Source organism: Paenibacillus chungangensis, from assembly GCF_042675905.1.
Taxonomy (GTDB): Bacteria; Bacillota; Bacilli; order Paenibacillales; family Paenibacillaceae; genus Pristimantibacillus; species Pristimantibacillus chungangensis.
In genome coordinates this window covers 118,851-130,635 of record NZ_JBHTJZ010000012.1, presented here as the reverse complement: position 1 = coordinate 130,635, position 11,785 = coordinate 118,851, and the positions used below count along the sequence as shown (strand labels likewise).

Below are 11,785 nucleotides of genomic sequence, written 5' to 3'. Positions count from 1 at the left end.
GGTGATTTCGTGAACCTGGAAGATGCACTTCTCCTATTATTTACACATGGCTTGCCGATTTTATTTTTTGCCTATATGGCGACCGACGTTCTGCTCAGGAACTTCAGGAAGGTCGAGCACATTCTACTGAGCTTGATAGCCATCTGTTATTTGCTGTTGTTCGCTGAAGAATACGTCAGGAATCAGGTGTCCATCGCTTACAGTCCCTTGCTCTCTTCCTTATGGCTCAGCAGCGTTGGCATCATCATCCCTGGATTGTGCTTTCATTTTCTGATCAAATTCACTTCATTAGATGCCGGACTTTCGCGGTGGTTCTACCCCTGGGTCTTTTATTTGCCGCTTCTATTCGTCGCCGTCAATCTGGCCACTGGTGCGCAACTGATCTCCGCGCAGCAATTCGTGGAAGCCGGCATGTGGAAGCTTCCTGTCTATAACGAGGGGTATTACATCGCTATGACTTCAAGCGTGTTCATGGATCTCCTCTTTTTGATTCCGCTCCTCATCGCGATCTCCAAGGCTAGAACGCAAGAGCAGAGATCGATCTACAAGCAACTGATCTGGGGAATTTCGATTTCTATCGTCTGGCACGCTATCTTCGGTTATATCAACTTCGGGGATAGCTTGCCGCCTTATCCCTACTTATACAGTGGCATCTTGTGGTGTTACTTCCTGCGACGAACGATGCGGAAGCATGACTTCCTGAATTTGTACGACAAACGGTTCGAGAAGCTCTATAACCTGAATCCGGATGCAATTGTGCTGGTGAACCTGAAAGGAAATGTCAAAACCGCCAATCCAGGCGCGAAACGCTTCTTCGACTCTATTAGGGTAGAGCCTGACCGCTGTCTCCAGTTGCTTAATCATGAGATTACAACTAGAATCCATGCCCAACTGGCAGTCAAACAGATGGAGACAGAGATTGAAACGAATGCCGGGCGGATGGCTCTGCTTGTGAATGCCGACTATGTGTGGGTTGACAACGAGCTGCATATCCTCCTCATACTCCGGGATATTACGTTCCAGAAGCAGCAGCAGGATGAAATCCGATTCCTCGCCTATCATGATCCGCTTACGCGGCTTCCCAACCGAAGATACTTCTACGAGAAATTGGAAGAAGCTCTGGAGGAAGCCTCCACTCACCAAGAGACACTGGCATTGCTGCTGATTGACCTGGATCAACTCAAATGGCTGAACGATAACCGGGGGCATCTCGCCGGCGATGACGCCTTGCGGCAAGCGGCGCGAATCATGCAACAAGTAGTCGCTGACCGCGGAGTGGCTGCCAGAATGGGAGGGGACGAATTCATTCTGATTATTCGCCATTCCCCTGCCGTTCGGGAGATTCAGACACTCATTCAACATATGCAGGACGAGTTCAACAGGTATACCGCACCATATGGTACGCTTCCAGTCGGCATCAGCATCGGCGCGAGTTATTACCCTGCTGACGGGACAGACGGGCAGGCGCTTATTAATGCCGCCGACAATGCGATGTTCGAGATGAAGCGCAGCCGCGCCACAGTATAGCGATATAGAAAGGTGACCTCTGTGTCCAGAGGTCACCTTGTCTCAAGACGTTTATTGTATTGTAATCATCTATTATTTCAAGGAATCCAGTAGCTGCTTCACTTGCGGATCAAGACGCAATATATTCATCATGATCGTTAATGCCTCCGCGCGCGTAGCGCTGTTTTTCGGCTGGAAAAGACCGGTTGATTTCCCCTGAATAATCCCTGCTTGAACGGCTGCCTCAATCTCCTCTGCCGCATAGGAGTCGGACAGGTCGGTAAAACCGCCCCTCGCGCTATCCTTGGACAATGAAGCAAGGTTCAGAAGCCGAGTCAGAATTACGACCATCTCTTCACGAGAAATCGCCTCGTCCGGCTGGAAGGTGGCATCCGGATAACCGTTGATTACGCCTGCTTGAGCAAGTCTCAGAATGGCGTCGCTGCCCCAATGGCCTGTAATATCCGTGAACGATACATCGGACTCCATGTCGGCCTCAAGATGGAACACGCGATTCAGTATGGCTGCGAATTGAGCTCGGGTAATGTGAGCGTTCGGCATGAATTGACCATCTCCATATCCTTCAATGACCCCTAGCTTCGCAAAGGTATGGATGGTCGATTGGGCCCAATGTCCGTTCGTATCCGTGAACTGCTGAGAAGCAGGAGATTGGTCGGCTGCTTCAACCCTGCTCTTCAGGAATGCTCTCAACTCAGTACTATCGATTACACTGCTGTTAAACACAGTATCCGCTGCAGGCGACGTCGGATCGACAGACTCCGGATCGGTAGTTTCCGGATCAGTAGGCTCCGGATCAGTAGGCTCCGGTGTTGTTGGCGGTATAGGTGGAATCGTTGGCGGATGGCTCACAAGCGTTAGTGAGATAATGCCCGCGCTTACACTCTCTCCCGCACTTACAGTCACCGTCGCTGATCTGCTGTAATAGCCTGATCTGCTTACGTTAATCGTCTGATTACCAGGTGCGATATCCGTCAGCGTGAATTGTCCCTCCGCATCCGTGACGACGCTGATCTCACCGATTGATACGCTGGCTCCGTTAATCGGGCTGTTGCCCGGTCCATACACCGCCCCCGTTACCGTGCCTGTCGTGTGAACCTGGGCCAGCACGATGTTGCCCGTGCTGACACTTTGCCCCGCCGTGACCGTCACTGTCGCCGTTCCGTTATGATAACCCGCGCTGCTGACAGTCACTGTGTGACTTCCCGGCGCGATATCCGTCAGCGTGAATTGTCCCTCCGCATCCGTGACGACGCTGATCTCACCGATTGATACGCTGGCTCCGTTAATCGGGCTGTTGTCCGGTCCATACACCGCCCCCGTTACCGTGCCTGTCGTGTGAACCTGGGCGAGCACGATGTTGCCCGTGCTGACACTTTGCCCCGCCGTGACCGTCACTGTCGCCGTTCCGTTATGATAACCCGCGCTGCTGACAGTCACTGTGTGACTTCCCGGCGCGATATCCGTCAGCGTGAATTGTCCCTCCGCATCCGTGACGACGCTGATCTCACCGATTGATACGCTGGCTCCGCTAATCGGGCTGTTGCCCGGTCCATACACCGCCCCCGTTACCGTGCCTGCCGGCGCTACCGTGACGATGAAGGAGTCTGTGACGACAGCACCTTGCGGGTTGAGAGCCGTTGCGGTCACGGTTGCCGTCCCCGACGCAATCGGTGTCAGCATCAGCTGATTCCCGTTCACTTGAACCGTCAATATCGCAGGATCGCTGGATACGGCCGTAATCGTCAACGCATCACCCGCTGGGTCCGCGAACGAGGAAGCAAGGTCGATGCTGTAAGATCCATCCGCCACATTAATCGTCGTATCCACTACCTCTTGAACGACCTGAGGCTGGTAGTGGCGCAGGAAGGGATACGTGACGCCCTCTTGGATCGCCCATACATCATCAAAGTCCCAATCCGTACCAGGGTCCCCACTGGCATAAGTCTGCTGGCTCATCATTTCCTCCGTACTCTTGGGAATGCCCCCCCTTCCGTTATCGATCGAGCCGCCAACCGTGGAATCCCAATAGGTCCCAGTAACACTGCTGCCTAATATCGCATTCCCGACGCTGCCGCCTGGGTTAGAAAAATCATACGTATAAGCAGGGTGACCTTCGACTTCATCTTTTACGATTCCCACAAAATAGCTATTGGAAATATTGCCCCAATTCTCTCCTGCAAGCCCCCCGATCTTACCGTTATCATAATAAGCGTAACCTTCTTGCTTAACGTCCACTTGAGCTAGAGAATTTCTAATTGTCGCCAACGATCCGTTACTACCGACCAGTCCACCGTCAATTCTACTAAAAGCACTAATATAATTAATATTGACATCCATCACCTTAATCTGCCCGGACACATGACCGTTTTCGATCATTCCGTTATTCGATCCCGCAATGATTCCAGCTCTGCCATTGAGTTGAAACCCGCCAGACGAAATAACGATGTCCGCATTTAGTATGCCTATATTTTTAACGCTTCCACCAGAGGCAATAGTTCCGAACAAACCAATGTCGTCGTGATATTGCGTAATCTTCAAATTGTTAATATAATGGCCGTCTCCGTCCAACGTTCCCGCAAAACCCACGATCGGGCTCCACTCGTATTCACCAAGATCGATATTGGCGCCCAGCTTAAAATGCGAGCCCCTTGCAGTATTCATATAATATAGTTCTTCAGGTGTTGTCACGATATAGGGATCGACGGAAGTCCCGTCTCCTACAGCTGGAACAGCTCCTGTTATAGGCGCTGCCTGTACGGCAGCCGGAACCATCGCAACCATCGGGCTGACGACCAATGCCGCCGACAGGGTGCTGATCACCCCTTTCTTCCATCGCTGTCCCGTCTTGTTTACCTCTTCAGAGCTCATGAATCTGATCATTTCATTGTCTCCTTTACTTCTTCGTTATTGTCTACACACATTCAGAAAAAGAATAGTCTCTCTGATCCATTCTTCGCACCTCTTGCACCATCCCCGGAATTAGAAATGAAGTGCGGATTGAGTAGTCCGGATGAAGCACGTACAAATGACCGTTGCCGTTATGCCTCTCCTCCCTTCTCATGAACACGGATCCGCCGATGACAATCTGATTGTCCGAGATGGATAAGCCCCTTGTGAAATGCTGGGACTCGAACACAGCCTTCCCGCCTGCCTTCAACGTCTGATGAGTCGAATCGCAATGGTACCTGATTCCTCGATGAATGATTAGATTATGGGCGCAAGAAGAATCCGTAACGATTCGCTCTGTTACTCTGAAGCTGGAGTCCACTTTCAGGATTTCACTCTGCCTTCCCGTCTTGACCGTTTGATTATGGCAGACCAGGTAGATGCTTCCTTCATGCTTATAGATGGAATTGATGTGTCCATAATTGGCTGATTGCTCCTTATGGTCAAGCTTGCCAAGAGGATAGAATTCCGCCCAGCGCTCCGCATCGAAATCCCATTTAATAATCCGGTTATTCGGCGTATCCGTCATGACTAAACTGCCGTCGATCATGTCGATTTGATGGATCCACCCCGGCAGGTCCGCGAATGCAACTTCCGCTTTCACCTCCATCTCCCGTTCGAAGCCTTCATCCAGCTTCAAGATTCTGCCGACCTTTCCCACTGACTCATAGATATACCAAGAACGTTCGTCGCGCGTAATACCGTAGAAGTTCCCTCTGAGCAATAAAGTGAGCTCGCCGCATCGAATCAAAAAAAGTCCCCTGTTGGCGGCGATCAAATACGTTCCGCTCACGTCTACTTCCGAATAAACCGTGTGCCTGCCGGGAAACTGTATATTAACCGTGCGAGCACTTACTTCCAGCCGCTGTGCATGCACCATCGGCGCGTCCTCCTTTCCCCTTCAGCAATCTCGGCACTGCTTGTCCAAGCATCCATTCCGCGACTTCATCTGTCAGATGCCGCTGCATCTCCGCGAATTGATCATAGGCGGCTTGACGGAACACGCGAATCGGATCTTCTTGCGCATACGATTGATAATGAACGCTCCACATCAGCTCTCTCAAGCACTCCATATGACTGATCCAGTAGCGATCCAGCATCTTCAAGTACCGCTTGTGCCACACCCGTATGAATCCTCTAAGTCTTGGCGATTGGAGCACTTGCTGCCAATAGAAGGGCCATCGTTCCGGATCAATGGCTTCTGAATGAACAGACAGCTGCCGGCCGGACTGGATATAAGCTTCCACGTGCCGATTCAGCACAGTCCTTAGCGAACCCCTCTGCCACAGCTCGTTCCGATGGGCATAGAAGGATCGACGCTGCTCGCCCGTGACCGCGTCCATGCCCGCGAGATAGCTACGAAGTTCTTGCCCGCTGCTCTCCGCACACTTCTGCGCATGCTTGAATAGATGTTCTGGACGCTTGCGATGTATGCCGTCTTGCTCCCCATAGCGGACGATCAATTCATCCTCCAGAGATACAATGAACTTCGACCTTCCGGGATCCCCCTGCCGCCCTGCTCTTCCGCGCAGCTGATTATCGATCCGTCTGCTCTCATGACGCTCGGTACCGATCACATACAGCCCGCCCAATTCATCAACCCCGGGACCAAGTCGAATATCCGTCCCTCTGCCGGCCATATTGGTGGCGATCGTCACTGCTCCATACTGTCCGGCTTCTGCAATAATTCCAGCTTCCTCCCGTTCATTCTTCGCATTGAGCAGACGGAATGGAATATGTGCTTGCCGCAGATTACGAGCCAACTCCTCCGATTGCGCAATGGTCGTCGTGCCGATCAAGACGGGCTGACCGACCTGATGACAGGCCTTCACTTCCCGGAGGATAACTTCCACCTTCTCCTCCTTCGTTCGGCAGAAGTAATCGCGCTCATCCAGCCTTCGAACCGGCCTGGCCGTCGGAATGACGGAGACCGATAATCCGAAGCGGCGTTCAATTTCTTCTTCATCCGTCTTGATCGTACCCGTCATCCCCGTGAGACGTTCGTATAACGACAAGTACTGTTGAACCGAGATTTCCCCAAGCACGTTATTCTCCAGGGACAACGGGAGCCTCTCCTTCGCTTCAATCGCTTGATGCAGCCCTTCGTTGAACAATCTCCCTTCCAGCACTCTTCCGGTAAAGGAATCGATAATCTTCATCTGTTGATCATCTATGATGTAATCTCTATCGCGTTCCATCATGACATGGGCATGCAGACTCTGGTCCAAAATGTGCAAAACCTGCGCATTCGCCAGATCATATAAGGAACCGACGCCGAGCGCTCGCTCCGCACGTTCGATGCCTGAATCGGTCAAGCTTGCCTGCTTCGTCCGGAAATCCGCGTCATAGTCGTCGTTGATCACAAAACCCCTAATCAGTTCGGCGCAAATGCCATACCATTCAGAGGGTATCTTGTCCCGATCGGCGATAATAAGCGGGGTCTTTCCTTCATCAATCATAATACTATCCGCTTCGTCCACGATGGCGTAGGCTAGGGCTCTCTGCACTCTCTTCCCGCTCTCGTATACAAGATGATCTCTTAAATAGTCGAACCCGAATTCATTGAACACACCGTAGGTTATGGCTTGCCGATAAGCATACTTTTTAGATTCCGTGTCACTACCGCTTTCGTTCAGCCCCGCGCTGAAACCCAGCATCTCGTAAATCGCCTTCATGTGCTCGTAATCGCGCTCTGCCAGATAAGCGTTGGTGGTCATCACATGCACGCCTCTGTCCTGCAACGCATACCAACTCGCCGACAACGCAACCGTCACGGTCTTGCCTTCTCCTGTCGCCATCTCTACCATATGCCCCTGCGCCATGCGGAGCCCTCCGATGAGCTGCGCATCGTGCAGCTCAAAGCCATGTACCCGATTAACCGCTTCCGTCACGGCCGCGAACAATCGGCACATCCGATCTTCGTCATTTAATGCCGGAGCGGCGTTCGCCCCCAATTGTCTAACGAACCGGCCAAGCTCCTCATCCCGGACATGCTTTAGCGAATCGCCGTACTGCCTGATCAAATTCAGATGACCGTTCGAGTGGCTTCGGTTCCAGAGCCGTCTTGCCAAACTAGCGGGCAGCAGTCCCATGTGCTTATCCCCCGAATTTCTGCTTTAACTGTAAGTACGCATGGTATTGTATGATCTCCGACAAGCTTTCCACTATGGAGAGCTTATCTGTCTCTACCACCACTTCCGGACAGTCAGGCTCTTCGTAGGGTGAATCGATACCTGTAAACTGCTGGATCATTCCCGCCCTGGCTTGCTTATACAGACCTTTCGGATCTCTCTTCTCGCATACTTCCAACGGGCATTTCACATATACCTCTATATAGCTGTCTCCAATGAGAGAACGAACCTTATGACGCGTGGCGCGATAAGGGGAGATGGAAGCAACGATCACATTCAGGTTGGCATCCAGCAGAATCTTGCCGATCTCGCCAATTCTTCTGCCGACTTCCAGCCGATCCGATTCACCGAATCCCAGATCCTGATTTATTCCTCTCCTCAGCATATCTCCGTCCAGAATATAAGCATTTTTAAGAAGCAGTTTGAGCGCCTCTGCTAGCGTAGACTTTCCTGAACCGGACAACCCGGTTAGCCATATCATTTGCCCCATCGATATTCCTCTTTCTGCTTTCCGTTTAAGTGGCAAGGTCAAGGAATTATGCCATTAGCGCGGATTACATCGAATAATTGAATTTTTTGCTGAATAATTAGTTCTATTGTCTCGAATTTTAGGGCAAATGCGTCCGAGTGCCTAGTGTCCGGTGTCATGAATTTTGTCATGTGACAAATTGTATAATAATGGATTAGACATTCCCGAACGGGTGGCTACGCCGAATAAAAAAAGCCTCCAACTCTCGTACGGAGTTAGAGACTGCTTAGCTGGATTTTGACCTCTCCAGCTTCATTACATTATCCATTCAAAGCGTGAACGGCTATCACCGTCCCCACTTTCCTGCTTCCAACCGATATCACATCGCTTGCAGCTCGCCACTCGGCCACTTTAGCGCGCCCTTCTTCGCACCACTCCATCCGCTCACCCCTGTTGACGGTATTCCAATGGAGTGAGGCCGCAATGCTTTTTGAACACTTGGGAGAAGTATGAGAAGTTGGAATAGCCAACCTTGGAAGCAATCAGATGGACGGGAATCTTCGTATTGGTCAGGAGAGACTTCGCAATCTCCATCTTCTGCGTCGCGATAAAGTCGTTCAGTGAGATGCCCATCGCCTTCTTGAACAAGCGCGACAGGTATTCCGGATTAATGAAGATCGCTTCCGCAATCTCCGCCCGGCTGCAATTCTTCTCAATATGCTGATTAATATAAGCAATGGCACGCTCTACGGGAGACTGGACATGAAGCTCTCCCTTCGTATGCTCCTGCACGTATTCCAGCACGAAGTCCACCAGCTCCAGCATCTTGTCCAGAGACGTATAAGCCCCGATGTAATCGGTATAGGAATAGCGCTCGAAGAAGATGTCGCTAGGGTCCAGCTTCATATGCTTCGCAGCAGTCAGGAAGACTTGAATGAAGTCCTGATGGAACCGCGCCAGGAATTCAGCGGAAATAATGCCAAGCTGCTTCTGCTGCAGCAAGTAGCCGTGTATCTCGTCGCGCACCGTCTTCCCGCTTCCATGAGAGATGAGCATCGCCCAATTCTCCATGTCAGGGAAGGAGTAAGAGCTATCCTTCACATGCGTCAGATGGTGCATGGTGAACACCTTGCTGTACAACGCCACATTATGCTGACGCATATGACAGAGCGCCTTGTAATGCTGCTTCAGCTTGTCGGCTGGCCCCATATCCGAGACGTAGCAGGACACGGGACAATGCAGCTCGCGCTCGGCGGCGGCTACGAATGCCTTCATCTTGCTCTCGATAGCCGGAACAGATGCCTGAGCGCCGTAGAATAGAGCCAGGCAATTGGCGCGATCCAGTTGCACGAACAGGAAGCTGCCCTGCACTGTTCCTGCAAGATTGGCAAGCAGCTCCTTCAGGTCGGTCTTCATCGATGTGCCGCCCGGCTTCAACAGCTGAATCAGCACGGAACAGAATAACGTGGAGGGGCCGATCGGGATGTCCAGATTGCTCAGGTCTCGCAGCAGCTGTCCGGGCTGCTTCCCGGAATCCAGTAAGAAGCTGCGAATGCAGTTCTCCAGCAGGAACTCCTCATTCTCCCGCCAATACGCGCCATATTCATAGACCTGCTGCATATGAGCTGTCGCATGAATCTTGTGAATAGCCCGTTCAATTGACGCCTGGATATCCTCATATCGGGCAGGCTGGAGAATATAGTCGAAGCATCCCAGTTGAATCGCCTCCTGCGCATACTCGAACTCGGAATGCGAGGACAGGAAGATGCACTGCAAGGCGGGATAATGCGCCTTCACCCACTTGAACAGCTCCAGCCCGCTCTCCAGCGGCATCTCGATGTCGCAGAGCATGATGTGAATGTCATGCTCTGCGAGCAGCGCTCTCGCTTCATCCGCGCTATATGCGGGATAGACCTGCGCAACATGGAGCGAATGCCAGTCCACGCCGGCAATGACGCCTTGCACGACATCATACTGATCGTCAATGACTACCACATTCATGATGCTTCCTCCTGCTGGCTCATTCTAGAATTAATCGGCAATATCATCTCGGCGGCGGCCCCTTCTTCCGTATTGAAGAAGGCGAGCGTCGCCCTGTCGCCGTACAGCATGGATATGCGATGCCGCACATTGCTGACCCCGACGTGAATGTCGGTGTAGAAGGAGCTGTCACCGCAGTTAAGCTCCTCCAATATCGACGGCTGGAATCCGTCGCCGTTGTCCTGGATTGTAATGTCAACGTAATCGCCTTCTTCGCTCTGCAGCAGCACAGCCTTTACACGAATATACAGTTGCACGCCCGGCTTGGTCGCATACTTCACGCAGTTCTCGACGAACGCCTGAATCGACAATGGCGGTATGACGAACTCATTCAGCTCGCTATCGATGCTCCATTCACACAAGGGAGGAATATGATGGGCTATATGCTGAATGCGGATATAGTTCTGAACATGCTCCACCTCTTGGTGAAGCGAGACGAGCTGCAGGTTGTCCCTGAAGTTATAGCGCAGATGGCTGGAGATGGCCAGTATCATGTTCTGCATGCGTTCATAGCTCCGCTGCTGGGCCATGCCGTATAGACTCTTCAGGCAGTTGAGGAAGAAGTGCGGCTTAATCTGTAATTGCAGATGCTGCAGCTCCGCCTTCTGCCGTTCGATCTCGTGCTCGTAGGCGACGATTTTCAACTGACTAATCTCGCTGCTCATCTGTGTGAAGGCGGCATCGACCCGCTGGAATTCCTCCATCCGGTATTCTTCCTGCTGCTCCGAATCAGAGCCCTTGCCGATACGCGTCACCAGGCGCTGCCAAGGTGATAGGATGGAGCGGTTCAAGTAGAACAGTCGAGTGATGACCAGCAATACCGTTAACAGTGACAGCGAGAACAAGATGGCAAATTCTCCACGGAACACCCCCGGCTTCGGTACGGCGAAGATTAACTGAATATCAGTTCCGCCGATGGGCTCCCCAACGACAGTGTAATCATCATTACTCCATAGATTCTGCTCTGTTACAAATGCAGCGTTCGTCAGAGGCGCATATTCATTCGTCGCATAGATAACCTCTGTATCTTCCTGAATGAGATGCATGGCCGGAATATGTTCGAAGTCCACCATGACCGCCGCATATGTGCCGTCCTTGCCCAACAGCCGGAAGAGATAGTAGCTCCCCTGCACCTCCAAGCTGATCCAGCCTTGGTGATAATAATTGGCTTTCGTATACGTCAAGTGCCGCATCTGCGTACGGATCGCTTCCTTCAGCTCGTAGCTGTAGCTATTGGCGAATATATCGCGGTAGATGTTGTTGACTGAGCTATAGATGAAGAATGCGTCGGCGATATCGTAAGAATTGAGCGCCGCCTTCAGCTGGGTCATAATCTCATGTGACGCCACATGGGATTGCAGAGCGGTAGCAGGACTACTCAATAGGCGGAAGTTGTAATCGTTAACCGTGACATGGGTAAGAAAGGCGTCCAACGTCTCCAGGTCCGTCTGCATGTTCTGCGCATAGAGCGACAACGATTGCTGGTTGGATTCTACGAATTTATTGTTGAACGCATTGTAGGAGTATATATTGAAAGCAAGCAGCAAGCCGATTAACGGCAGCGTAATCAGCAGCAACGCGCGGATTACGTTCATCTTGAATGAAGCGCTGTACGTTCTAAGCATGTTCGATCACCTTAGCCCCATTAAGTTGAAGTGGTAAAAATATTATA

Annotated in this window: 7 protein-coding genes; 1 reads left to right on the top strand and 6 read right to left on the bottom strand. The window is 51.7% G+C overall.

From position 1 onward, the window contains the following. Positions 1–9 precede the first annotated feature (9 nt). Entirely contained in the window at positions 10–1,527 is a 1,518-nt protein-coding gene (locus ACFQ2I_RS11675) for a GGDEF domain-containing protein (RefSeq protein WP_377564385.1), read from the top strand. 72 nt (positions 1,528–1,599) lie between these two features. Here the strand turns inward: ACFQ2I_RS11675 and ACFQ2I_RS11670 are convergent, their stop codons facing one another. The 6 genes from ACFQ2I_RS11670 to ACFQ2I_RS11645 form a co-directional block, all read right to left on the bottom strand. Further along, positions 1,600–4,407, bottom strand: a complete 2,808-nt coding sequence (locus ACFQ2I_RS11670) for an S-layer homology domain-containing protein (protein ID WP_377564384.1) — start codon at positions 4,405–4,407, stop codon at positions 1,600–1,602. Between the two features lie 31 nt (positions 4,408–4,438). Then, entirely contained in the window at positions 4,439–5,353 is a 915-nt protein-coding gene (locus tag ACFQ2I_RS11665; protein ID WP_377564383.1) for a hypothetical protein, read from the bottom strand. Next, positions 5,310–7,565 (bottom strand): preprotein translocase subunit SecA, encoded by a 2,256-nt coding sequence (locus ACFQ2I_RS11660; protein WP_377564381.1) that lies wholly within the window; start codon positions 7,563–7,565, stop codon positions 5,310–5,312. The genes ACFQ2I_RS11665 and ACFQ2I_RS11660 overlap by 44 nt, the downstream gene beginning before the upstream one ends. Before the next feature lie 4 nt (positions 7,566–7,569). Beyond that, on the bottom strand, positions 7,570–8,136 hold the full coding sequence (gene cysC / locus ACFQ2I_RS11655) for an adenylyl-sulfate kinase (RefSeq protein ID WP_377564378.1): 567 nt from the start codon (positions 8,134–8,136) through the stop codon (positions 7,570–7,572). Positions 8,137–8,517: 381 nt separating this feature from the next. Beyond that, on the bottom strand, positions 8,518–10,074 hold the full coding sequence (locus tag ACFQ2I_RS11650) for a helix-turn-helix domain-containing protein (protein WP_377564377.1): 1,557 nt from the start codon (positions 10,072–10,074) through the stop codon (positions 8,518–8,520). After that, complete coding sequence (locus tag ACFQ2I_RS11645) at positions 10,071–11,738, bottom strand: sensor histidine kinase (protein ID WP_377564375.1); 1,668 nt, start codon at positions 11,736–11,738, stop codon at positions 10,071–10,073. The genes ACFQ2I_RS11650 and ACFQ2I_RS11645 overlap by 4 nt, the downstream gene beginning before the upstream one ends. Positions 11,739–11,785 lie beyond the last annotated feature (47 nt).